Genomic DNA, 24,608 nt, shown 5'->3' on the forward strand with positions numbered 1-24,608 from the left:
CTTAGCCCTGCAGGGGCTGGTAGCGACTGTTACTGGTCCAGGGCTTCAGAAGGGGTATCAAAATTGAATGTTTCTTTTTGAACAGAACCGGCAGAGGCACGCCGCAACCTGTCGTTTATTGCCCTGCCAAGACCATAATCAGGCACTCGTTCTGCAATGATCAGATTTACGGGTGCACTATCAAGTACACGCAGGGCTTTAAAGAGGTTTCTGGCAGCTTCTGCCAGATCTGCAGAGGCAGAGAGGGTGTACTGGGTGGTTTCCGGGTATATGTCTTTGAAGGATAACACACCAATGCCTTTTTTGCCATGCTCCTGCAGTAATTCCTGTATGTTGCCCAAAATAAGTGGCTTTCTGGGTGCATAATGGCTCTCCAGCTGGCCGGGAGCAACAGGGTTGGAAGTGCTGTGTGCTTTTACCTCCAGTTTGCCGGGAATCCACTGCTGGAGCTCTTCCAGCGACATACCGCCTAAACGGTATACGATCACAGTATCGCCATCGAAGCCAAGAATGGTGCTCTCAACCCCAACCTCGCAGGCACCACCATCCAATATGTAGGGGATGTGGGCCCCCAGCTGTTCTTCCACATGCTGTGCAGTGGTAGGAGAGATGTAACCAAAAGGATTAGCGCTTGGAGCAGCCAGCGGAAAATCGAGCTTCTCCAGTAGCTGAAGGCTTAGCGGATGCCTGGGAATGCGCACCCCAACTGTATTCAGTCCGGAGCTTACCAGGTCGGGAATACGGCTGTTTTTAGGTAGTATAAGGGTAAGAGGGCCGGGCCAGAATTTTTCAGCCAGTACATGGGCAGTATCGGGTATGTCCAGCAGAAAATCTTTGGCAGATTCAAGCGCATTGGTGTGTACGATCAGCGGATCGAAGCTGGGGCGCTTTTTGGTGCTGAATATTTTTACCACCGCTTTTTCTGAATAGGCATTTCCTGCCAGCCCATAAACGGTTTCGGTAGGAATGGCCACCAGCTCATCCTGCTGCAGATAGTGTACCGCCCTGTTCAGATCTGTGCCTGTCGTTGCCATATAGTAGAAAGCGTAAAAGCGGTCTTTATGTTTTTATGAGCAGGAAGCGGCTGCTTCTTTTGCTGGCTCTGAGCCCAGCTGCACTGCCTGCCTGAAAAATGTACAGGCTTCCTCCTGGTTTCCTTCACGCAGGGAAACATTACCCAAGAGGAAAAAAGCTTCTGCGCGCTTTCTGTCTTTTTGTATGGCAGCGGTAAGGTGCTGGCGGGCCTGGGGCAGGCTGTCGATTACATAATAAAGCTTTCCTGCATTAAACTGTATCAGCGGATCTTCAGGGCTCATTTCCAGTGCTGCTCTAATGTCATTGAGGGCTTCGGGAATATTCTGCATCTCGTAGAATACTGCGGAGCGGTTCAGGTATACATCGGCAACGTCTGGCTTCAGCTTAATGGCTTCGTTATAGTCTTGCAGGGAGGCGTTTAGGTCTCTTGTTTCAAAACGGGCATTAGCCCTGTTAAACCAGTATTTATAGTCCTCGGGCTGGTAGCGGATTGCCTGGCTGAAATCAGAAACAGCATCCTCGGCATTGCCATTTTCCAGGTAGGCTACGCCCCTTAAATTGTAGGCTGCGGCATTGTCAGGATTACTGGCCAGGAGCTCATCCAGCTGTTTGATCGCCTCGGCATAGTTGCCATTTTGTACCAGCTGGCGGCTTTGGTTAAGCCTTTCTTCCGGATCGGGGCCGCACGACCACAAAATTAGTAAAAGCAGGCAAAGCAGGGAGGGTGTTTTCTTAAGCATGGCGCAAAGATAGAGGCACAGCCTTCAAATAAAAAAGCTTAGTGCAGGAGTATTACTTTTTTGCTGATCACCTCATTTTCGTACTCCATGCGCACCACATAGGTGCCTGGTGCCACAGGTACACCCGCTACATTGCGCCCGTCCCAGGTTATTTCCGTGGTGCCGGCAAACACCTGGTTGTAGAGCAGCAGTTTAATGAGCTGCCCGGTACTACTGTAAACCCGTACCCTTACTATGCCATCACGGGGTACGCTGAAAGGTATTACCACCACATCGGCAGGTGTAAATGGGTTAGGGTAGGGATTGAGCAGGTTCAGGGGCTGGCCTTCGGGGTCGATGTAGGTGTTCAGCACATCATCATAATTCTTATAGTATACCCCATTGCCATGGGTAGCCACAACCACCCGGCCATCTACAGACCTGTGCCTGATCTGTGGCACCACCACACGGCCAATCAGTTCGGGGGCTTCCTGTTCCCAGCGGGTAGCCAGGCCCGAAAGGGTGCGGGTGCTGTACACCCCTGTGCTGGTTCCTGCAAGGTAAAGGCTGGTGCCGTCCGTGAGCGGAATAATTTCAACATGTCTTACAGATGGTCCGCTGCCTTCGCCACTGGGAAATTCCTCCAGGTTACCACTGATATCGGAAAAGTTTTCGCCACCATCGTTGCTGTGGAATATGCTGCGAACATTGTAATTGGAGAACACCACTACAATTTCGTTGGCATCGGCAGGGTTGATAGAAATATGTGCTGTATAACCGGCTTCGGGAAAAAGAGGGGAGGTTATGGGGCTTACTTCAGGATTTGTGCTGTTTGCAGCTGTTACCCTGAAAACCTCACCCACGCTGGTGCCATAGTATAGTATATCGGCAGGGGTGGTAGAAATATTAATGGCACTGATGGAGCCTGATGAAATGCTGGTTTCCGGCAGCTCATCCCAGTTTAAGGATACAGGCTGCTGACCACCTGATGGGATCTGGCTCACATTGCGGTTTCTGTACACCACATTGCCAGCTGCCAGGTACATGCGGTTTTTACTGGTCGGATCAAACACATAGGGGTTGATGAACAGGTAGGGCTGTTCTATGATCTGCCCACCGCCAATGGGATCGATACGGGCAAAGCTGGTAAGCCGGTATTCATTGTTGAGGGTAAGCCTGTAAATCTGGCTTTCCTGGAAAGATACATAGTAATAAGCACCTCTTGTGGCAACATGGGTATAACCACCATCGCCCCCCAGCAGCCTGATCCACCTGTTATTGGCGGCAGTGGCCGTATTGGTGAGCCAGCTGCCGTTGTCCTGCATGCCGCCAATGATCAGGTCCGTTGGCTGGCTCTGGTCTAAACCAACAGTATAAAATTGGGTGGTAACATAGCCGCTGTTCAGCGACTGCCATTCCACTTCATGGATTTCATCGTCGTTGCTGGCCAGAATATTTTCGGTGCGGCTCAGGCCGCCATCATGGGCCGAAATGGCCCGGGAAGGGTTAGAGGGATAGAACAGCAGCTCATGCTGGTCGGGGTGATGGTTCGGGTACACTGCCACATCGTTCTCGGGGCTGTAGCCGCCAATCCAGTCTGTGTTATCGGCAGAGGTAAAACCATCGCTGGAGCGGAAAAGATTGGTGCCCCCTACAAATACCGTATTACTTTGCAGCGGGTGCACCTCTACCACCATATTATAGCCACCCTGCAGATCGAGACCGGCAACAGGATCTTCCAGCTCAGGAAGGTTTTGGGTGAGGTTGGTCCAGGTTCCGCCTCCTGCAGCATGTCTGTACCTGAACAAAAATGGAAAGTCAGGTCCGTCGCCCAGGAAATATAGTTCATCCGGGTTTTGTGGGTTACTTCCTATTTTTACCCGCCCAAAGCCAGGGGGCCATAAACGTGCCGAAATGCTTTGCCAGCTATTGCCATTGGTGGCAGAGCGGAATACGCCACCTTCGCCCACTTCACCTTCAAGTGTAATGGCACTAAGGGTTACATATACCACACCATTGCTGGTTATTTCCACATCTGTTGATTGTGACTGATCATTTACAACCGCCACTGTCCAGGTATCGCCTCCGTCTACAGACCTGTACACCCCACCGGCTACAGCTGCATAGAGCTCCTGCACAGCCATGTTAGTGGTATTGATTTTAAGCTTGTAGACATAATCAAATGGATTATCAAATGCCTGGGGCTCATTGGTGCTGGTGGCAGCCAGCTGAAACCAGCTCACGCCATTATCGGTGCTTTTGTAGATGCCATCACCACGGTAGGGAGCATCGCCCCCCCGTGCAGAATTGCCTATAAGCTCTCCGGTGCCGTAGTACCAGGTATCTTCATGGCCGGGACGGGTATCCTGTACCACGGTAGTTACATTGTGCAGCTGGTCTGGTGCAGTGGTTTTAACCCACGACTGCCCGCCATCTGTAGAGCGCCACATACCACCGGAAACACCGGCGGCCAGAATTATCTGCTCATTTCGCACATCCAGAGCCAGGGCACGCGTACGACCGGCTATGTTGAAGGGGCCTGCAGACTGCCAGTCGGTTTCTGCTTTTCGTATGGCGGGCTTTGTACTTTTAGCCACTGGCAATTGTTTAGCAAAGGCCAGTTCGCGCTGCCTGATGTTGGCCGGTATCTTCCCCGTGGCCGGATCCCGCAGCATAAGCCACTCCCAGTGAGCCCGCGCCTGGGGGTTCTCTTCTGTTTTTATGGAAGACTTCTGATCCTGAAAAGCGCTAAGCAGAGAATCTGGAAGTGGGGCCGGCGCCTGCAACCAGGTTTCCTGGGGTTGTTGCCAGATGTACAGACCCATCATTACACAAACAGCGGCAAGCACCAGTAACAGTTGAGGTAGATATTTGCGAAACATTATTTAGCAACGAAGTAAGCAGTATATCAGGTTATAGCTTTGTATAGTTTTTTTTCTGAACACGGGAAAAGGCCCATGCAGCAACTTAGGTTTGCTGCGTAATTATTCCTTGGCAGGTCCCTGGCCTGCAGCAGCATTACCTGGTCCGCTGTTCGGACCTTTTTTTCTGCGGTATGGCTTACGCCCCGACCTGTTGCCGCCGCCCTGCCTGCTGCCACCGCCGCCCTGGCCACTACTGCCGCCCGATCTGCCAGACCTGTGATGAGAAGAAGAAGCATCTCTGCCACCACGCGGGCCGGTTTTAGCACGGCGCAGCTGGCTGGGGTCCTGCCATTCGGGCGCCTTGCCCAGTTTCTCCGGAAGGGAGGGCTTTTCAACTTCTATGCCGGTGAGTTGTTCGATCTTATAGAAATTACGCTGTTCTTTGGGCGTAACAAAGGTAATGGCTTCGCCGGTTGATTTTGCCCGGGCGGTGCGGCCTACCCGGTGTACATAATCTTCTGCATCGTGTGGTACGTCGAAATTAAGCACCATGTCAAGGTCGGCAATGTCGATGCCACGGCTCAGTACATCGGTGGCAACCAGCACCGGGAAGGAGCGGTTGCGGAACTGGCGTAACACTTCTTCGCGCTCGCGCTGCTCCAGGTCAGAGCTGATGATCTTGGCATTGATGCCTTTGCGGAGCAAACCCTTTTCAATGCTGCGGACTGTACTTTTGCGGCTGCTGAATACAATTACACTTTCGAGGTTGGGGCGGTCCAGTATGTTCTCCAGCAGCTCTTCCTTTTGATCTTCATGCACCGAGTAAGCAGCCTGGTGTACGCCTTCTGCGGTTTTGGAAATGGCAATGTTGATCTCATCCGGATCTTTAAGCAGGCGGCTGGCCAGCTGCCGTATTTTAGGAGGCATGGTAGCCGAAAACATAAGCGTTTGCCTGTTTTCCGGCAGTTTGCCAACAATGCGCATAATGTCTTCATAAAAGCCCATGTCCAGCATGCGGTCGGCCTCATCGAGGATCAGGTGCTGAATGCTGTCGGTATTCACATAGCCCATGTTAAGGTGCGAAATAAGCTTGCCGGGGGTGGCTACAATAATATCGGCCCCCGATTTCAGTGCCTGCTTTTCGCGCTCAAACTCAGAGCCGGTGCCACCGCCATATACAGCGATAGAGCTTACCGATGTAAAGTAGGAGAGGCCAACAATTTGCTGGTCTATCTGCAGGGCAAGCTCCCGTGTGGGTGATATGATGATGGTATTTACGCCCCCCATTCGTTCCTGAGATTCAAGCTTATGCATGATGGGGAGCAGGTAAGCTGCTGTTTTTCCTGTGCCGGTCTGGGCGCAGGCAATGAGGTCTTTTCCTGATAAAATTGCTGGTATCGCCGCCTGTTGCACTGGCGTTGGGTCACTAAAGCCCATAATATCGATACTTTCTAAAAGGGAGGGTGCTAAGCCAAAACCTGCAAAACCAAGGGTGTTATCTTCCATATATGTGTACGCTGCCCTGTATAAACAATTAATTTGAGGGCTGGGTTTTCGAAAAAAATCTGCTTTAAATATAGCTAAATTTAGCCGTATGCCCTATGGCTATTCTCTTATTTACATTTTACCTCCTGCTAATGCCATAGCAGTGCACAATCCCCGGCTTCTTTGCCCTGAAGGAGAGCTACACCCGTGTTCCAACTTTTGCAGGTAAACAAAACCATTGCATCACAAGCAAACGACAAATAAAAAGGCCTTCACCATTTGCTGATGAAGGCCTGTGTTGGATAAATGTACCTGGCTGCTATTTTTTGTACTGCTGGTGCAGGTCAACTGTTTTAGTTGAATTCTTGCGCACCTTGATATTGAGGAACTCAACAAAAAGTGAAAAGAAGATAGCTGCGTAAATAGCGAATTTAGGAATGTGCACCTCGAATGATTCCAGCGCCAGCATTACGCCAATCAGCAGCAGGAAGGAGAGTGCCAGCATTTTAACAGTAGGGTGTTTTTCTATGAAAGAGGCAATGGTACCGGCTGCTATCAGCATTACACCCATAGAAATAATAACAGCTGCCACCATAATCCAGATGTTATCTACCAGGCCAATGGCTGTTAGGATAGAGTCGAAGCTGAACACGATATCAAGCAAAATGATCTGGAAGATAACAGAAGAAAAGCTGGCAGCTTTTACTTCCTTGTTGGATTCTTCTTCGCCCTCCAGTTTATGGTGAATTTCGGTGGTGCTTTTATAAAGCAGGAATAAACCACCGCCCAGCAGGATCAGGTCACGGATGCTGAAGCCCATGCCAAATACTGTAAATAAATCCTGTGAAGCGCCAATCAGCCAGGTGATGGCAAAAAGCAGGGCTACCCGTACCAATAACGCCAGCGATATACCAATGAACCGGGCTTTTGGCTGTGATTCCTTTGGCAGCCTTGCCACCAGGATTGATATAAAAACAATGTTATCAATGCCCAGAACAATTTCCATGAGCGTGAGCGAGAAAAAAGCAACCAGGCCTGCGCCGGTAAAGATTTCTGCCATAAGACTTAGCTAAATTTTATGTTTTGGTTAAAACGCTAAATTATAAAAAGAGTTTTTCAAAGCTCATTACACGAGTTTTAAATATTATTGGATGAAATGTTGGCATTATAATGTATGATACTAGGGAAAATACCTCTAATATGTTTACTTTTGCAGTCCGTTCAGGTGAGCGGGGTTTTCGGTGCATGCCGGGAATAAATGTAGAACCAAAAGCCCCTGCTGGCAGGCTCACGGCAGGTGGTGATAACAGAGCCAATTTTAAGCTTTATGGCAAATACTCCACAAGAGTTTGATTGGGAAAGTTACGAAACCAAAGGTTTCGGCGAAGGCTACTCTAAAAAGCAAAAAGAGGAACTCTCCCAGATGTATGAAAACACTCTTAATCAGGTAACTGAAAAAGAGGTTGTTAAAGGTACTGTAGTAGGCATCAACGACCGCGATGTTATCCTTAACATCGGCTTCAAATCTGACGGTCTTGTTTCTGCCTCTGAATTCCGTGACCTGCCAAACCTGAAAATCGGCGACGAAGTAGAAGTATTCGTTGAAGAGCAGGAAAACGCTCTTGGTCAGCTGGTACTTTCCCGCAAAAAAGCGAAGATCGTACGTGCCTGGACCCTTATCCAGGAAGCCCTTGACCAGGACACAATCATTGAAGGTACTGTAAAGCGCCGCACCAAAGGTGGTCTGATCGTAGACATCTACGGTGTGGAAGCGTTCTTGCCAGGTTCACAAATCGACGTGAAGCCAATTCGCGATTTCGATGTGTACGTAGGTAAGAAAATGGAGGTGAAGGTGATTAAGATCAACTACACCAACGACAACGTAGTTGTATCGCACAAAGTACTGATCGAGAAAGATCTTGAGAAGCAAAAGGCCGAGATCCTGGAGAACCTGGAAAAAGGTCAGGTACTCGAGGGTGTGATCAAAAACATGACCAACTTCGGTGTATTCATCGACCTTGGTGGTGTAGACGGTCTGCTTCACATTACAGATATCAGCTGGGGACGTATCAACCATCCGGAAGAAGTTCTGAACCTGGACGACAAAGTAAACGTGGTTGTACTCGACTTTGACGAAGAGAAGAAGCGTATCAGCCTTGGCATGAAGCAGCTTACCCCGCATCCCTGGGATTCTCTGGGCGATCAGATCGAACCAGGTTCCAAAGTTGCAGGTAAAATCGTTAACGTTGCTGATTACGGCGCATTCCTGGAACTGATGCCAGGTGTTGAAGGCCTGATCCACGTAAGCGAAATGAGCTGGAGCCAGCACCTGCGCAACCCTGCCGACTTCGTGAAAGTAGGCGAGGAGCGTGAGGCAGTAGTGCTGACCATCGACCGCGATGAGCGTAAGATGTCTCTGGGTATCAAGCAGCTTTCTGAAGATCCTTGGACTAAGTCTGACGTTCTTACTAAATACGCTGTTGGTACCAAGCACACAGGTATCGTACGCAACCTGACTAACTTCGGCCTGTTCCTTGAGCTGGAAGAAGGTATCGACGGTCTTGTGCACGTATCTGACCTTAGCTGGACCCGCAAAATCAAGCACCCATCTGAGTTTATCAAAGTAGGTGAGGAGCTGGAAGTACAGGTTCTTGAGCTTGATGTTGATAACCGTCGTCTGGCACTGGGCCACAAGCAGCTTGAAGAAAACCCATGGGATACCTTCGAGACTATCTTTACCCTGGGTTCTGACCACAAGTGTACCATCATCAACAAAAACGATAAAGGTGCCGTTCTGGAGCTTCCTTATGGTATCGAGGGCTTTGCCCTGACCAAGAGCCTTCAGAAAGAAGATGGCAGCAAAGCTGAAGTAGGCGAAACGCTTGATTTCAAAGTAACCGAGTTTTCTAAAGACGATAAGCGCATTGTATTAAGCCACACTGCTACTTACCGTGAAGAAGAAAGCAAAGGCCTGAAGAAAGCCGCTCCTGCTAAAGGCGCTCCTGCCGCTGCCCCTGCTGCTACTTCTGCCCCAGCTGCTGGTGGTAAGAAGAAAGCTGCTGCCCCTGCAGCACAGGGCGGTGACTCAGGTGCTACCCTTGGTGATCTTGATGCACTAGCAAGCCTGAAAGAGCAAATGATGGAAAGCGAAGCCAAGCAGGCCAGCAAACCAGCAAATGCAAATGAAAAGGCGCCAAACATTGCCAACGAAGTATCTGAAGATTCAGAGCTAGTAGCTGACGCAGCCCCTGACAGGGCTAACGCCAAAGCGCTGAATGAACAGAAAGAAGCTGAAGAAGGCGACTCTGACGAAGAAACCAAAGCATAAGCTTTAGTACGCTTTGTACGCTTATATTGAAAGCACCTCCGGTTAGGGGGTGCTTTTTTTATTTCGGTAGTATTGTGCTGGTAGATAAGGGTTTGTGGCGTTTCAGGCCTTGAAAGCTGAAAAAGATTAGCTTCCGTAGATTTAAAAAAGCCCAAAGGGTTTTGCAGATCCGGCTAAAGTGTTAAATTTGCATTCCCATTCAACACCAAGGTCTCGTGGCCGAGTGGCTAGGCAAGGCTCTGCAAAAGCCTCTACAGCGGTTCGAATCCGCTCGAGACCTCACACAATCAGACGCAAAACCCTGTAAGCTTAAAGCTTGCAGGGTTTTTTGTTTTATCACATGATGGATGTCGGCATATTTTTTGGATCAGGCAGCATGTCCGGGTTGATGTTCTGTGATTCACTCCGCAGCCATACCTCCAGGTCTGGGTAGTTAGTCTCTAAAGGCTTTCCTTGAAACACTGGCAGCGGTTTTTTTTGTGTATTATTGAGTAACTGATGGAATTATGTTCTGGATTCTGCAGTCAAACCTGGTGGTGCATTGGAAAAATGCAATGTAGTATTTCGCTGTAATGATATAGATGAACGGTTCAAACATTGCTATTCATTTGATAGATGGTATTGTTATTCTAAAAAAAAAGTTTCTGCTGCTGAACCACTTGTTTTGAGGAGCTAAGACAGTTTTAGCCTGTATTTTCCATTAGCACCCTTTTTTTAGCACAACTATCTTTTTGCTTCAGCGTGTAATCAGACTGACTTCAGATGAATTTATTAATATCTGAAGCGAGGTACTTTTTGATGTATGAGATGATGTTGAATACTTGTGCATTATTTAATGCTATTGAATAAGTACAAAATTCCTTAGGTATGTAATACAGCCTGAATTATACATTTGAAGTCTTTAAAATTTTTTGTGAACAAAACAGTAAGATGATGAACCAGGATAGCATGAAACAAACAGTTATAGGTATCTATAACGATCGAAATAAAGCCATTGAGGCAGAGCAGGCGCTGATTCGTAGTGGCTTCCAGAAAGAAACGGTAGATATATCCAGAGGCAACACTGGCCAGGCAGAATCTTCTGGCAGCAGCAAACATAAAGGTTTCTTTGCATCGCTGTTCGGTAGCGATGATGAAGTGCAGAGTTATTCAGCCGCTGCAGATCGCGGTACAGTAGTTACTGTGCATGCCACTTCCAGAAATGAAGCAGAGCGTGCTGCTGTAATCCTTGATAAATTTGGAAGTATTGAAATAGGCGATTCACGGCAGAACAGCCGTGCCGGTGCAGGATCGGCCTCTGGCTATACCCAAGAGGCAACAGGCGATATGTCTATTCCTGTAATTGAAGAAAACATGCAGGTAGGCAAACGTGATGTTGAAACCGGAAGCACGCGTATCAGAAGCCGAATTATTGAGCGTCCGGTTGAGGAACATTTACGTCTGCGCGAAGAGCACGTAACGGTAGACCGCCATCCAGTAAACCGTCCGGCCAGCGAAGCCGACCTGAATGCCTTTAAGGATACCACCATTGAGGCCCATGAGCATGCTGAAGTGCCAATAGTGAAGAAAGAGGCCAGGGTGGTAGAAGAAGTCAACATTCAAAAAGAGGTAAGCGAGCACGATGAGACCATTCGTGGCTCGGTACGCAAACAGGATGTTGATGTGGATAGAATCGATGCTGATAAGGATCGTAATCGTAAATAGTGAAACAGGCTCTTTAAAAAATAGTCTAGAGTCAATAAATGAAGGGGCGACAGTTGTTAACTGTTGCCCCTTTTTATTGCTCCATTTACTACCTTTGATTTTTGTTTTGAGTCTTCAGCTATCTAGCGCAGCGATGGCAAAATACCAGCGCTCCAACAGCTGTGTGCTGCTATATCGTACCTCTTCCGGCACTTTGCCACCGAGATAAAAAGATCATTGGCCTATGTCTCAGATATTTCCTACAGCTTACTCTACCTTTTGTACAACTGCCCTGGCTGGGCTGGTTTCAGAGAATTATGGTTTAAGCGAAGCTGGCTGTAAGATGTTGCTTCGAGGCGTAGGAGATACCTATCTCATTCAGGCAGCGGAGGGCAGGTTTATTCTGCGGGTCTATCGTTCTTCACACCGCAACTATGCACAAATAAAAGCAGAGACTGAACTGCTGATGGCTTTGAAAGAGGCCCGTGTAGCTGTTTCTTATCCCATTACGGATCTGGCGGGGAATCAGATCCAGAGGATTCAGGCTGCTGAAGGAGAACGGCATGCGGTTCTGTTTACTTACGCCCCGGGTAAAGCATATACTGTACTCAATGATAAGCAGCTGGGTGAGCTGGGGCGCCAGATGGCTCGCTTTCATGATGTTTCGTCGGCGATTGATCTTGGTAATTCGCGCTGGTGCTTTAACCTGGAAACGACGCTCTTTAAACCCCTGGCAGGACTTAAACCTTTTTTTGCTGAAGATCCCGAAACCTACGAATGGTTATGTGGCGCAGCCAGCAGGGTACAGCATAAGTTGTCAACGCTGAATACGGCTGCATTTTCCGCAGGTTATTGCCACTTCGACTTTATGCCTAAGAATTTCCATTTCGATGGTGATAAAGTTACTTTATTCGACTTTGACTTTTTTGGCCATGGATGGCTTATCAATGATGTAATGACCTTTAGGCAACACCTCTGCCTCGAGGTACATTATGGAAAGGCCGTGCAGGAGGAAGCAGACAAAGCATATTCCACTTTCCTGGAGGGTTACAGGGAGTACCGTTCCTTGAGTGAAGATGAACTGGCAGCTGTGCCTTACCTGGGGCTGGGGTTCTGGCTCTTTTACCTCCATTTTTACACCACACATGATCAGTTCTACCCCTTGCTGCAGCCTTTGCAGCTTAAAGCACGCACTGCCCTGATCAGGCAGTTAATGGAGAGATACTGGAAAGACTAATACCGAAGATGCCGCCTTGGGCTCCTATTGCCTGTTCAATGGCGGGACTATTAACTGTATGAGGACCTAATAAGTACTTTTTCAACGTGCGTTATGGATTAGAGAGCTACTGCTAATCTGCTTGTTATCATCTTCTACAGCTAAATACAAGCTGTCATTCCCCTGAGGAGATCTGTTTGCTTTTAGAGATGAAATCACCATATCTGCTTTTGGCTGACAGATCCCCGCCTGCGCGGGGATGACGATCAAGGAGCAGTTGACGCTGATGCTAAACCCATAACTCACTTTGTTAAGGTATCTGGAAATCCCTGGCCATAGCGCTACATTTTTGCTGTACCGGTTACGGTGATAAGTATTAAGAAACCCCTGATTTTATCTCTGTTTGTACTCACACGTAAGTTTTAACTTTTATAGTAGTGAGCAGTTGTTTAAGTGATTGAATCTGGATTGAGTCAGCTTTGATGAATTTATGCATAAAGATAATGCTTTAGGGGCGCTAAGCTTTTTAGAAGAGGTTGCTGAACGCACTTCGCAGGTTGTTTTTGGTTATGATATAGCTTCTAACCGCTTTATTTACCTGAATCCGTCCTTTGAGGTGGTCTGGAACAAAACCAGGGAAAGTGTGTATGCTAACCCGGCTGTGCTGCTTGAAGCTGTTCATCCGGAAGATAAAGCGTTTATCAGAGATACCTATCAGAAGCTTCTGATGGGAACAGTGAAAAAAGAGGTGGAATTTAGAATAGTTGTTGCCGGCAAATTTGTACGGTGGCTATACCTAAGCCCTTTGCTTTTACAACAGGAGGGTGGCCAACAATTGATAGCAGGCTTTGTAGAGGATCGAACAATTCAGCGTGAAAACCAGGCCTATGTACAGAAATTTGCTGCCAGGAAAAATTCTCTGCTGGAAATTCTCTCCCATGATCTGTCGGGCCCGCTAAGCAACATCCAGGGACTGTCCTCACTCCTGATCAAAGAGCTTCAGGAGTATAACAACCCCAGGCTTGATAAGCTGGTGGAAATGGTTGCCAGCACAAGCGAGCGAAGCATTGGTATGATCCGTGAATTTGTAAAACAGGAATTTATGGAGTCGGTAAATGTGGAGCTGATCAGGGAAAGAACTGACCTTGTTGGAATGATCAAGCAGGTGCTAAGCCAGTACCAGGCATCAGGGGAGGATCTTGGCAAAACCTTTAACTATGTAACCTCTGATGATGAGATTTATGCCGAAGTGGATGAGTATAAGCTTAACCAGGTGGTGAATAACCTGATTTCTAATGCTATAAAATTTACACCGGATGGCGGTACCATCACCATCAGTATAGCAGACAAGCAGGAGAATGTATTAATAACGGTTGCTGATAACGGCATTGGCATCCCTGCCAAATATCATCAAAACCTTTTTGAAAAATTTACCAAAGCCAAAAGAACAGGCCTGAAAGGGGAGCCATCTCTCGGGCTTGGCATGTCACTGATCAAAACCATTGTGGAGTGGCACAGGGGCAGGATCTGGTTTGACAGCGTAGAACGTAAAGGTTCGACCTTCTATATTGAACTGCCAAAAGAGTAGTGAGTGGCCTGCTGCAACAGGAGATATTGAAAGGCCCTTCCTGATGTGATCAGTATAGTTTTCGTTGTTGTTCAACTTTTCAAAAAAAGACGACTTACCAAGTAGCTGTTATGGCTATGTTTTAGGAAGCTCTATGTAAAAGGTGGAGCCTTTGTTTTCTTCACTCTCAAACCAGATACTGCCCCCGTGCCACTCTACAATGGTTTTAACTATGGACATACCTAAGCCAACAGAGGGTTCACCTTTAAGCCCTTTTCTACGGGCATTGGTGAATTTATCGAACAGTCTTTCATGAAACCTGGCGGGAATGCCAATGCCGTTGTCGGCGATAGAAAATAAAACAGAAGCCTGCCTGTCTTCTACACTTAAGGCAATTTGGCCCCCATCAGGGGTGAATTTAAGGGCGTTACTGATAAGATTATTAATAACCTGCCGGAACTTGATGTCGTCAACCTGTAGGTAGATTTTTTCATGGGAGCACTGCAGACTAAAGGTTTTACCTAAGTGATCTGCTGAAGTTTTATACTCCCCAATTATCTCATTAAACTTTTCTACAATATCAACCCGCTTTTTGATTACATGGGTGGTAGTAGTCTCCAGGAACTCATGAGCAACAAACTCACGTATCAGCCGAATACTTCTTTCACTGGTATTACTGATAATGGCAATCATTTGTGCCAGCTCCGGATCTTCATTTACCTGGGACTTTTCTGCAATAAGGGCAGATGCCATTTTAATGTTATTCAGGGGGCCTGCCAGATCATGGGCAAGAATTTCCAGGATTGAGTTTTTCTTGGCAGTGAATTTTTTTGTGTATTCATCTTTTTCCTTCTGCTCAGTTTTATCTTCTGCGGATCCTGTTAAAAGGGGCTTCCCCAGGGCTTGGTCATCTATAAATGCATTTAAGGTCAACCAGCGTACACTGCCATCAGAAAGCAAAATGCGGAATTCTATATCTTTCTTGATTTCGCCACTTACTATCTTTTGGTATTCTGATTGGAGGTATTCCTTGTCGGCAGGATGAATACTATCCAAAAGCAGTGAGGGATTGGCTTTTACGCTGCTTCTACTCTTTTTCCAGACTTGCTCAAATGCCGGGCTAAGGTATATAAATCTGTTACCTTCTATATCGTAAGAAAAAATAATCTGCAAAGTACGTTCTGCAAATTGTTCCAGTGACCGAAGGTAACCAGGTTGATCTGAGTTTTGCATTTAAGGAATGAGTTAGAACTGTTGAAGCGTATGGTCCACGTATCAAACTCTGTAACCCTAGATTTGGTTCTGTATGTTTTTTAAGCGTAATGTAGGCTCTGTTTAAATTACAGATAAATAATCAGCCCGGGGAGTTAGCTGGTATAGATAGTTTTATACCCTTAGATGCTTATGTTTGAGGATAAGGATCACTGCAAGCACATCAGAAAGTAGATCTGAACAGGGGTAACCACTGCAATGTTTTTCAAAGCGCTTATATAAGTTTATCTTTCTTAGCCTTCTCCAGGGCTTCATATTTGGTGTTCACCTCCAGTTTGGAATAAATGCTTTTGATGTGGCTCCTGGAAGTTTCGTTGGTAATGCCCAGGCTTTTGGCAATCATGCTGTAGCTTTTACCACGGGCCAGCTCCTGCAGTACTTCCATTTCGCGTTTGGTGAGTGGGGTGTAGGTGCTGGTTTGAAAGGAGCTGATTACCATGCGGGCAATTTTGGTGCTCATAGGAGCACCACCTGAAAGCACCTCGTTAATAGCATTCAGGATCTCCATATAGTTTGAATTCTTGGTGATATAGCCTGTTGCGCCGGCACAGAGAGCCTGAAACACCAGCTCACTGTCTTCGTGCACAGAGATTATGATAAACTGGCACCTGGCGTTTATTCTGCGCATTTCACGAATGGCTTCAATTCCGTTCATGCCCGGCAGGCCAATATCCATGAGCACAATATGCGGATTTTCCTGCTCCATTAGCACAATGGCCTCTTCGGCAGTTTCGTGCAGGCCCACAACCATATACTTATCAATGCTATTCAGCAATGTGGCAAAACCTTCCCGTACAGCAGTGTTGTCTTCCACTATTGCTATGCGTGTTCTAAGACTCATTTAATTATACGTTTCTTATGTATGTTCAATCAGCGGTAAAATAAGGCTTAGCGCCATTTCATCAGTACCCGGGAGAAGGAGCGCCTGCTCACCCTGCTCCAGAGGCTGGCTTTGCCATCTTTATCAGTGTTTTTATGGGCTGATGTTTGGTTGCCTGCCTGTGAGGCGGCATCTCTGTCTTCAATCTTCAGTCTTACCGCCAGGCCTTTTTCAAGGGCAATAAAATCAAGTTCGGCACCTATCATTTCTGCCCGCTGCCGCATATTTTTTAACCCGTAACCTCCCGGGTCCATAAGCGAAAAACCTTTGCCGTTATCGCGGAAGGTAATTACCCAGGCAAAAATGGTTGTATCATAATCAAGGGTAAAATGTACCTCTGTGGCTTCTGCATGCTTCATCACGTTGGTCATCATTTCCTTGAGAATTCTGGTGATGTGCCGGCTGGCCCCCTGTACCAGGGGCACCTTCAGGCCCTCGCAGAGGCGGTTTTCAGCAAAAAACTCAATGCCACAGGGTGTAAAAAAATGGTCGCCAAAGTCTTTCACATGGAAGAAGATTTCAACGAGCTCATCATTGGAGCGGTCAATAGACCAGATGAAATCTTTTGTGCCGGAGTACAGCGTTTTGGAGGCGGCCTCAATCTTGATAAGGGTTTTGAGGATATCTTCAGGGGCATCTTTAAGCTTTAGCTGCAGCACATTTGAGTAGGTGCTGATGCCTGCAATTACATTACCGATCTCATCATGAAAATCACGTGCCAGCGCATGTCGTATGGCATCGCGTTCTTTGCTTTTAAAAGATTCAAAGGCCAGCGTTTTACGCATGCGGTAGCGCGATAGGGCTCTGTCGGTAAAAAAGATCAGGCTAAGCAGCAGCACAAGGCAAAGCAGTGCAAACCAGCCAGTCTGGTAGTAGGCTGCTGTTACTGTAAAGGTATAAGAACAGGGCGTGGCAATATGAAGCTGATCGGGAGTGCCTGCCACCACCTGCAGCGTATACTTGCCCGGCGCCAGGTTAGCATAGGTAACAGTGCCTGCAGTGGTTGGTTCCGACCAGCCTTTGTCATGGCCCAGGAGGGTGTAGGCGTATACGATGTCCTGTTTGTTTGTATAGTTTATTGCATTAAACCTGAAGGTAACAGTGCTGTTGCCGCTTTCATAAGTAAGTGCTGCCGGTACGTTCGTCCAGGGATTGATGGTTGCTCCCAGGGTTTTCCAGTTGCATTTGGTGTTGTTGAGCGTAACATTGGTCAGGTATGGCTTTACATTTGCTACTTTGGTGTCATGCAAACTATCGTAAATGTATACCCCTAAACCACTGCCAAAGTAAATTTCCCGGTCTTTTACCAGAAAAGCTGCCGGATTGGTAAACTTGCCAGCAAATCCCTGCGATTCGCCATAGGCTTCGATGCTGCGAATTCCGTTCCGGTCAATTTTTAGTTTGTTGATCCCCCTGGTGGTACCTACCCATAAATGACCATGTGCATCTGTAAAAAGGGTATAGATCATGTCTGATAACAGCCCATCCTGCTGGCTTAAGGCTGTTATTCGCTTAGATGAAAAAGCCCTGCCGCTTGATTGCCTGTAATACAGCAGGCCCTCACCCATGACTGCAAACCACAAATTGCCCCAGGCATCTTCTACAATTCTGCTAATTTCTTTTGTTTCGAAGTACTCCGGCAGAAAAGGGCTGATGGCGCCATCTTTAAGCAGGTTTACACCCCCTGCTGATCCCACCAGGATTTCGCCGGACTTAAGCTCGCAGAAACTACCAATCCGGTGAGAGTAGAGGCCATCTTCTGTGGTGTAGTTGGTATAGTGTTTGCCATCCCAGCGATAGAGTCCATGTGAATTGTAAAGCCAGATGTTTCCACCTGAATCCTGCCCAAGTATTCTTCCATACTTGCTGGTTTTGCCATTTATGGTAGTAATGCTCCTGGTTTTATCTTTATCTACACAAATTACCCCATGCGAGCTAGAGGAGATCCAGAGCCGGTCCTGCCGGTCTACCAGTGCGGATAGCAGGGTGGTGGTGGGTATTTTCAAGCTGGCTGTTACATTCTCTACAGTACCGCTTTTGCTTTGGCGCAGTAAGCCGTCGGTAAGGGTAGAATAGTAGATGTTTTCCTTGCTGTCCTGCTGAATACCAAAAACAAAAGCCCGCTTTACTTCCTGGCTCTGGTGTGACCTGAAGGGTGCCTCATAGCCCAGAAAAATACCTTTCAGGTATGAGTTCAGCCACAGGTTCTTGTCTTTATCAACAAACACGCCTACAATATCGGCATCGGGTTGGGGCTGGTTTTTGTAAATGGTTTTCTCTGTGGTGTGGGGTAGTACCCTGATGGTGTATAAATTCCTGCCATCGTTTACCCATAGCTTGTTGTCTTTTCCTTCTGCCATGTGAATCATCAAGGCAGCGTGGGTATCTATCAGCCTCCAGTTGTTGTCTTTTAGCCTGAAAAGCTCCTGCCGGGTGCCAACCCATAAGGAAGAATCTGAAGTAAACAGGAGAGCGCTTACAGCTTTATAAAATTGCTTTAGCTTTTTAAAGCGGCCGTTTCGCTGAACGTAGAGGCTGCCGGTATCAAAGCCAATATACAGAGAACCATCGGCACTGGCTGCTAGGCTCTGTACCCTGGCTTCTTCCGGCTCCAGCGGAAAAGAGTAGTGAATGATCTTTTTGTTTTTCAGGGCCTTTAATCCATTAAAGGGGCCGCCCATCCAAACCGTAGCCTGCTCATCTACATGTAGCATAAAAACAGGCTTTTGATCGTACTGCTCATCAACCTGTATGTTTGTAAATTTTTTACCATCGAAAATACTAAGGCCGGAGTGTGTGCCTATGTATAGTTTTTGATGTTTTGAGACCAGGTCGTGCACCATACTGTTGGGCAAGCCATCGGCAATGCTGTAATTGGTGAAACCTTCACTATCGAACTTGCTAATGCCACCACCGGCGGTTGCCAGCCACAGGTTGCCAATGGAATCTTGGGTAACTTTTACAACGGATGAGGAGGGAAGCCCCTGTGCCAGGTCGTAATTTCTGAAGTACAGCGATTGGGCCGCTGCTGAATACCAGCTGCAGAGACCGGAGCCTACAAACAGTAACAGCCATATCCGATGTGCCCAGTGCATGTACACTTTGTTTACAGAAGAAATCTAGAAATATTTAATGAAAATATTGAATAGCTAACGCCCAATTTTTCTGCAGCACTGTTTTTTTACTCCCTACCCATACATGCCAGCGGTATCCTCAACAGTAGCTATACCCCGGTCTTAGCCTGTTTTAGGGAGGCTTGTGCTGCTGCTCTTAGTCTTTCATAAAATTCCTGTAAATATTTTGAGGAACCATCCCCCAATTTGGAGAAGCAGGCAAACGCACCTTTTGTTGAATTTGCCTTCTGGAAGATTGTAAAGCGGAAGATTGCTGCTAAGGCTGTTTAGCAATAATGCTGCTGCCTGTTGATCTGCATAGGGTGTTTTCTATTGCGTTTTATGCTTTGCCTGCCTGTTTACCAGCCTGGTTTACAGCTGCTTTTCGAGCTACTGCTTTGTTGATTGGACTCACTTTTTATAGGTAGGACGATCATAAACGCAGCAACCCCATCCCCCAATCTGGGTGATGTTACGGAATTGTTATGTCTCTACTTTTGATTGAGCCTGTTGTGTAGGGCTGTGTTTTTACACAGCCATCTGCCTCCAGACTGCTTTTTGTCTAATAACATTTTTACCATTTATGAAAAGGATTTTACTTGCAGGAGTTGTCTGGCTAATGGCTATTGGTATAGCCTGGGCGCAGCGAACAGTAAGCGGTACGGTAGTATCCAGGAGCGATGGCCAGGGACTGCCGGGCGTTGCCATTAAGGTTAAAGGTACAGCGGCAGGTACCATTACCGACCTGGACGGTACTTACAAAATTGAAGTGCCTGCCGAAGGGGCAGTGCTGGTTTATTCATTTGTAGGCTATACAGTTCAGGAGATACCGGTAGGCAACCAGTCTGTAATTGATGTGCAGCTGGCCGAAGACGTTGAGACACTAAGTGAGGTAGTGGTAACTGCACTCGGTATTGAGAGAAGCAGAAATGAGCTTTCTTATGCAGCAGAAAAAGTAGAAGGAACCGTAATCAGCCAGCAGCGCGACGCCAACTTTATCAACTCCTTATCCGGCCGTGTGCCTGGTCTCAACATACGCCAGGGCAATACCATGGGTGGATCTGCCAACGTAATAATCAGGGGTGCAACCTCCCTCACCGGCAACAACCAGGCCCTGTTTGTGATAGATGGTGTGCCGGTAGATAACTCTAACACCAACACCAATGGCTCTGCAGACCCAAACCGCAACCAGCAGCAGGGGGGAGGTGGCTATGATTATGGCAATGCTGCCTCCGATATTAACCCGGATGACATTGAATCGGTGAACGTACTGAAAGGTGCCGCTGCAACTGCTCTTTATGGATCCAGGGCTGCCAATGGTGTAGTGCTTATCACCACCAAAAAGGGCTCCAAGAACAAGGGTATAGGAGTATCGGTAAATTCTGGTGTGTTTGTAGGCTTTGTAGATAAAAGTACCTTTCCGAAATATCAGACAGGGTATGGTGCAGGTTATGGTGCCAGCGACCATGACCGGAACCCGGCCACCCCGGATGAATATTACTGGTTTGATGGTAATGGAGCAGATGGTACAATTGTTAACACCAATGATGACGGTTCCTTTGGCGCTCCTTTCGATCCGCAAAGAATGGTGTACCACTGGGATGCCTTTGACCCCAGTTCGCCGAACTTTGGAAAAAAACGGCCATGGGTAGCAGCAGAAAACGGCCCTATCACTTTTTTCAGAAACCCGGTTTCTACCAACAACAGCATTTTTCTGGATGGTGGCAGCGAAAAGGCAACCTATAAGCTAGGCTACACCAGAAACAGTGAGGAAGGTATTTTACCCAACAGCCAGATCAAAAAGAACCTGGTGAATTTCTCTGCCTCTTATGATGTGAGCAGCAGGCTCAAAGCCACTGCCTCTGTTAACTTCTCTAACATAGAAGGTCTTGGCCGCTATGGCACCGGTTATGATGGTAGCGGTGGCCGTAACTTAATGACAGGCTTTCGTGAATGGTGGCAGGTAAACGTGGATCTGAAAGAGCAGGAACAGGCTTATTTCAGAAATCGTGAAAATATAACCTGGAACTGGCTGGACCCCACAGTGCCAAGGGAACAAATGCGCCCTGCCTACTGGGATAACCCCTACTGGACACGCTATGAAAACTACCAGAACGATGAAAGGAAGCGCTACTTTGGCTATGCCATGCTTAACTATAAGCTGAACGACTGGCTGGATGTAATGGGCCGTATTTCTCTGGATACCTATGATGAGATGCAGGAAGAGCGTATTGCCATAGGCAGTGTGGGTGTATCTGAATATACCCTGTTTAACCGCAGCTTTGCTGAACGTAACTACGACCTGATGCTGAGCTTCAATAAAGATCTTAGCGAAGTAATCAGCTTTAAGGGGCTGGTAGGTACAAACATTCGCAGAACAGAGATCAACTCTGTTTTTGCCCAGACCAATGGTGGTTTGCTTATTCCGCGGCTGTATGCACTGCTCAACTCTGCCAATCCTATAGAGGCACCGGCAGAAGTGCAGTCTGCGGAGCAGGTAAACGGCCTGTTTGCCAATACCACCCTTGGGTACAAAGAGTTGTTGTTCCTTGACCTGGCCCTGCGCAGGGACCAGTCATCTACCTTACCACAGGCAAATAATGCCTATTACTATCCTTCTGTATCCAGCAGCTTTGTGTTCTCTGAGCTAATGAAAGAATCTCCGCTGCTAACCTACGGAAAGCTGCGTTTGAATTATGCTGAAGTTGGTAATGCTGCACCAGTATATTATGTAGATGATACCTACGATGTACCCACCGGCATTAACGGCATTCCGCTTGCCTCCCTGGATAATGTAAAGAGAAACCCTGACCTGAAGCCGGAACGCAACAAAAGTTTTGAGATTGGGGTGGAAACCTCTTACCTCGATGGCCGCCTGGGCTTTGACCTTACCTACTACAATTCCAGGGCAGTAGACCAGATTGTACCCCTGCCGGTTTCACGCTCTACCGGTTACGATTTTAAAATTGTAAACGCAGGTGAGATTGAAAATAAGGGTGTGGAGCTTTCGGCTTTTGCATACCCTGTCAGAAACAAAGACTTTAGCTGGAAAATGGGTGTTAACTGGACCAGAAACAGGAATAAAGTTTTATCGCTTGGCGAAACAGATAACCTGCAGATTGCCAGTTTCCAGAGCGATGTTACCCTCAATGCAGCTGTAGGAGAACCCTATGGCACCCTTCGCGGAAGTGACTTTGTGTATGTAAACGGCCAGCCCCTGGTAGAAGAAGGACACTATGTATTCAGCGACAACTCCAACAACATCATAGGTGATATCAATCCCGACTGGACAGGCGGCCTTACCAACACCCTTAAGTACAAAGGTATTGGTCTTGATTTCCTGATCGATGTGCAGAAGGGTGGAGATGTTTACTCGCTTGATATGGCCTATGGCTTACTCACTGGTATATATGAAGAAACAGCAGGCTTGAATGATCTTGGTAATCCTGTGCGTAATACCCTTGAAGCTGGTGGCGGCGTAATTCTGCCGGGTGTAAACGCAGATGGTACCCCCAACACCACCCGTATTCCTGTATATAAGCTAACGGCCTGGGGCTCAGATGCAGCACCATCCAGGCAGTTTGTATATGATGCAAGTTATGTAAAGCTGCGTCAGCTGGCACTTACCTATTCACTACCCGAGAAGCTGATGTCGCGCATAGGGCTGATCAAGGGAGTGGATGTTTCACTGGTGGGCAGAAACCTGTGGATCATACACAAAAACCTGCCCTATGCAGATCCTGAAGCCGGTCTTAGCGCAGGCAATATCCATGGTTACCAGGTAGGGGTATATCCCACCACCCGCAACATTGGCTTTAACATCAAAGTGAATTTCTAAAGAGAACAACTATGAAGAAGATAATTATAACTGGTTTGATGGCTGTGGGGGTGTTTTTTACCTCCTGCGAGCTGGATGGCCTTAACGAAGACAGCAAGCGGCCAGCAACAGCAGATCCTGTTACACTTTTTTCCAATGCACAGCTTAGCCTGGCGCATGCAATGGCCAGCCCCAGTGTAAACCTGAATATTTTCAGGCTCATCATGCAGTACTGGAACGAGGTGCAGTATATGAATGAAGCTCGCTACGACATTTCGAACAGGGGGATCAACGATGCCTTCTGGCACACACTTAACAGAGATGTTATAGCCGATCTGGTGGAAAGCAGGAGGCTCATTGAGGCCAATACCGAGCTGGATGCTGCCGAAAAGGAAAACCAGCTGGCAATGATAGATGTGCTGGAGGTTTACACCTGGTCTGTACTGATCACGACTTTTGGTGATGTTCCATACCGCGAGGCCATGGATATCAATAGAATTCAGCCCGCCTATGATGATGCTTACCAGATTTACGGGCTTTTGCTGGAAAGATTAGATGCAGCTATAGCTACCCTTAATGCAAACAGGGGAGTAGTGGTATTTGAAACAGCAGATGTACTGTATGGTGGCAATGTTGGCCAATGGATCAAATTCAGCAATTCTTTAAAAATGCGCCTGGGCATGATGATGGCAGACGCTAACAGCGCCCAGGCAAAATCAATAGTGGAAGCAGCGGCGCCACATGCGTTTACTTCTGATGCCGACAATGCAGCTTTTGCCTTTTCAACGGTACCGCCAAATACGAACCCTCTGTGGACAAACCTGATTCAGAGTGGTCGCAGGGATTTTGTTGCTGCTACTACCATGATTGCAGCATTGGATACCATTGGCGATCCTGCAGATGTGCTTGATGATGATGTTTATGATCCAAGGTTACCTGTTTACTTCGATACCACCCTTGCTGCGGAAGGAGTAGCGTATGTTGGTGGCTTTCCAGGCCAGAGAAGTACACCTTTTACCAATTACTCATTACCTGGCAAAGCCCTGACACTTCAAAACCTCGAAGCTGTTCTGCTCGATTATACCGAGGTTAAGTTTTACATGGCAGAAGCAGCAGCGAGAGGCTGGGCTGTAGCAGGTACAGCCGAAGATAACTATTATGAAGCCATCACCTCCTCCATGCGGTACTGGGATGTTGAAGAAGCTGCCATACAGAGCTACCTCCAGGATGAGGATGTGCAGTATACAGGTAGTGGCTGGGATGCGGAAGCACAGCGTAAAATAGGCATCCAGTCATGGCTGGCCTTTTATAACCGGGGTTATACCTCCTGGTTGCAGTGGAGGCGCCTCGATTATCCAAAATTAGAAGAAGCGGCAGGTGCCATTTCCGGTATACCGGTTCGTTACTTCTACCCGGTAAGCGAACAAAATGTGAATAAGGCTAACTATGAAGCCGCAGTGGCCCGTGCTTCGCTGGGGGGAGATGATTCCGTAGAAAGCCGACTGTTCTTCGATGTTGCAGATCAGTAGCATGTGTGCGTGATATTCACGAGTTCCTACGGCAGGTTTCACATTGTTCTGCTCAATTCTCTCTGATGCAGTTTAAGTACCTGCCTTGATGCACCTAATT

14 protein-coding genes and 1 tRNA gene are annotated in these 24,608 nt (G+C 47.5%); 7 read left to right on the forward strand and 8 right to left on the reverse strand.

Annotation, left to right across the window (positions count from 1 at the left end; all coding sequences use genetic code 11):
• Positions 1-29: 29 nt before the first annotated feature.
• The 5 genes from KWJ01_RS14940 to KWJ01_RS14960 form a co-directional block, all read right to left on the reverse strand.
• Positions 30-1,034, reverse strand: coding sequence for an L-threonylcarbamoyladenylate synthase (locus KWJ01_RS14940; protein WP_224997408.1), 1,005 nt, complete (start codon positions 1,032-1,034; stop codon positions 30-32).
• A gap of 33 nt (positions 1,035-1,067) precedes the next feature.
• A complete protein-coding gene (locus KWJ01_RS14945) occupies positions 1,068-1,775 on the reverse strand; it encodes a tetratricopeptide repeat protein (RefSeq protein WP_224997410.1) in 708 nt (235 codons plus the stop codon).
• A gap of 38 nt (positions 1,776-1,813) precedes the next feature.
• Positions 1,814-4,636, reverse strand: coding sequence for a FlgD immunoglobulin-like domain containing protein (locus tag KWJ01_RS14950; RefSeq protein WP_224997412.1), 2,823 nt, complete (start codon positions 4,634-4,636; stop codon positions 1,814-1,816).
• A 102-nt stretch (positions 4,637-4,738) separates the two neighbouring features.
• The gene (locus tag KWJ01_RS14955; RefSeq protein WP_224997414.1) at positions 4,739-6,124 is read right to left on the reverse strand and encodes a DEAD/DEAH box helicase; all 1,386 of its coding nucleotides are present in this window, start codon (positions 6,122-6,124) and stop codon (positions 4,739-4,741) included.
• Between the two features lie 298 nt (positions 6,125-6,422).
• Positions 6,423-7,163: a TerC family protein gene (locus KWJ01_RS14960; protein WP_224997416.1), complete on the reverse strand. Its 741-nt coding sequence runs from the start codon at positions 7,161-7,163 to the stop codon at positions 6,423-6,425.
• A gap of 267 nt (positions 7,164-7,430) precedes the next feature.
• Here KWJ01_RS14960 and rpsA point away from each other — a divergent pair, with 267 nt between their 5' ends.
• The 5 genes from rpsA (at position 7,431) to KWJ01_RS14985 (ending at position 13,918) form a co-directional block, all read left to right on the forward strand.
• A complete protein-coding gene (gene rpsA / locus KWJ01_RS14965; RefSeq protein WP_224997418.1) occupies positions 7,431-9,431 on the forward strand; it encodes a 30S ribosomal protein S1 in 2,001 nt (666 codons plus the stop codon).
• A 209-nt stretch (positions 9,432-9,640) separates the two neighbouring features.
• A tRNA-Cys gene (locus tag KWJ01_RS14970) sits at positions 9,641-9,711 on the forward strand.
• Positions 9,712-10,379: 668 nt separating this feature from the next.
• Complete coding sequence (locus KWJ01_RS14975; RefSeq protein ID WP_224997420.1) at positions 10,380-11,135, forward strand: YsnF/AvaK domain-containing protein; 756 nt, start codon at positions 10,380-10,382, stop codon at positions 11,133-11,135.
• Positions 11,136-11,358: 223 nt separating this feature from the next.
• Entirely contained in the window at positions 11,359-12,351 is a 993-nt protein-coding gene (locus KWJ01_RS14980) for a phosphotransferase enzyme family protein (protein ID WP_224997422.1), read from the forward strand.
• 469 nt (positions 12,352-12,820) lie between these two features.
• Positions 12,821-13,918 carry a PAS domain-containing sensor histidine kinase gene (locus tag KWJ01_RS14985; protein ID WP_224997423.1) on the forward strand — a complete coding sequence of 366 codons (1,098 nt, stop codon included), beginning with the start codon at positions 12,821-12,823 and terminating at the stop codon, positions 13,916-13,918.
• Between the two features lie 114 nt (positions 13,919-14,032).
• On the opposite strand, the gene KWJ01_RS14990 is transcribed toward KWJ01_RS14985, so the two are convergent.
• The 3 genes from KWJ01_RS14990 to KWJ01_RS15000 all read right to left on the reverse strand — a co-directional run bounded on the left by KWJ01_RS14990 (position 14,033) and on the right by KWJ01_RS15000 (position 19,144).
• A complete protein-coding gene (locus KWJ01_RS14990) occupies positions 14,033-15,130 on the reverse strand; it encodes a PAS domain-containing sensor histidine kinase (protein WP_224997425.1) in 1,098 nt (365 codons plus the stop codon).
• A 253-nt stretch (positions 15,131-15,383) separates the two neighbouring features.
• Positions 15,384-16,010: a response regulator transcription factor gene (locus KWJ01_RS14995; protein WP_224997427.1), complete on the reverse strand. Its 627-nt coding sequence runs from the start codon at positions 16,008-16,010 to the stop codon at positions 15,384-15,386.
• 47 nt (positions 16,011-16,057) lie between these two features.
• Positions 16,058-19,144 (reverse strand): two-component regulator propeller domain-containing protein, encoded by a 3,087-nt coding sequence (locus KWJ01_RS15000; protein WP_224997429.1) that lies wholly within the window; start codon positions 19,142-19,144, stop codon positions 16,058-16,060.
• A gap of 601 nt (positions 19,145-19,745) precedes the next feature.
• On the opposite strand from KWJ01_RS15000, the gene KWJ01_RS15005 reads away from it, so the two are divergent.
• Together KWJ01_RS15005 and KWJ01_RS15010 are read left to right on the forward strand one after the other, a co-directional pair.
• A complete protein-coding gene (locus KWJ01_RS15005; protein ID WP_224997431.1) occupies positions 19,746-23,000 on the forward strand; it encodes a SusC/RagA family TonB-linked outer membrane protein in 3,255 nt (1,084 codons plus the stop codon).
• 11 nt (positions 23,001-23,011) lie between these two features.
• On the forward strand, positions 23,012-24,508 hold the full coding sequence (locus KWJ01_RS15010; protein ID WP_224997433.1) for a SusD/RagB family nutrient-binding outer membrane lipoprotein: 1,497 nt from the start codon (positions 23,012-23,014) through the stop codon (positions 24,506-24,508).
• The last annotated feature ends 100 nt before the right edge of the window (positions 24,509-24,608 follow it).

Origin of the sequence: Cesiribacter sp. SM1 (assembly GCF_020178975.1) — a bacterium.
In the GTDB taxonomy this organism is placed as follows: Bacteria; Bacteroidota; Bacteroidia; order Cytophagales; family Cyclobacteriaceae; genus Cesiribacter.